This is a genomic window from Oleiphilus sp. HI0117, from assembly GCF_001635235.1.
Genome location: NZ_LWGA01001160.1, coordinates 1 through 1080 on the forward strand (window position 1 = coordinate 1; position 1080 = coordinate 1080).

General features: G+C 44.3%; 2 protein-coding genes. Both read left to right on the forward strand.

From position 1 onward, the window contains the following. On the forward strand, window positions 1-307 hold a 307-nt coding region (locus A3757_RS20570; protein WP_197470172.1), incomplete at its 5' end, for a pilus assembly protein PilP. A gap of 19 nt (window positions 308-326) precedes the next feature. Then, window positions 327-1080, forward strand: a 754-nt coding sequence (locus tag A3757_RS20575; protein WP_156506458.1) for an AMIN domain-containing protein, incomplete at its 3' end; no start/stop codon positions are given.

The window sequence follows — 1080 nt, forward strand, 5'->3', positions numbered from 1 at the left end:
GATACAAAAAGATCAAAGTAACGTTAAGCCGGATTTTGATCGAGTTCCTGAGGTTCTGGAGTCATACTCTCTAGGGCAGTTAAAAATGGTTGGTACGCTTCAGCGAAATGAACAAGATATTTTGTGGGCGCTGATTGCTGATGAGTTGCAGAGCGTACATATGGCCAAGGTTGGGCAGTATATGGGTAAAAACCATGGCCGAATTGTAGATGTAAGAGTTGGTCAGATTGATTTGATTGAAATTGTTCCCAACGGATATGGCGGCTGGCTTGAAAGGCCGCGAACCATCTCGCTGGACGATCAGTAATTAAGGGGGCTTGGGAATAATGAATGATATATCAAATAGAGCAAACATGTTTAAGTCAAAAGTAAGTAGAATATTAAGGTTTACAGAAATGGTTCTTCAGACGCGTAAATTAATAACCCTGATTGGAGTTTGCTTCTTTGCAGTAATGAATGCAAATGCCGCTAACCTTAACGATGTTAGCTTTGCTTCTCTGCCTGGAGATCGAGTTGAAATTTCCTTGATTTTTGATGAAACGCCGCCGGAAGTGAATGGCTATACGATTGAAAAACCAGCAAGAATAGCGCTCGATTTACCGGGTGCTAGCAGTAAGCTGGCAGAGAAATACCATAATCTTGGTATGGGAAATGCGAAACGCATGACTGTAATCGGCACCAAGGACCGAACCCGTGTAATTCTTGATTTAGTTGACTTAGTGCCCTATAGCACGCGAACGAGTGGAAATACGCTGTTTGTATTGGTGGGCTCAGAGGGTGCTGGTGAAGCATACCAAGCTGTCGCGTCATCGCCAGAAGCAATGCCAGCAGCGAATACGTTTTCTAGGAAAGTTGCTGCGGATAGAAATGGCATAACCAATATTGACTTTCAGCGTGGTGAAAAGGGCGATGGCCAGATAGTCGTTAGCTTTGCTTCGCCTGACGTAGATATTGATATGTCAGAAGTGGGTGGCCATATTCAGTTGCGCATGCCAAAGGTTGACTTACCTATGGGGCTTCGACAGCGTCTAGATGTTGTCGACTTTGCAACACCTGTTCGTCGTATTGATTCAGATATCG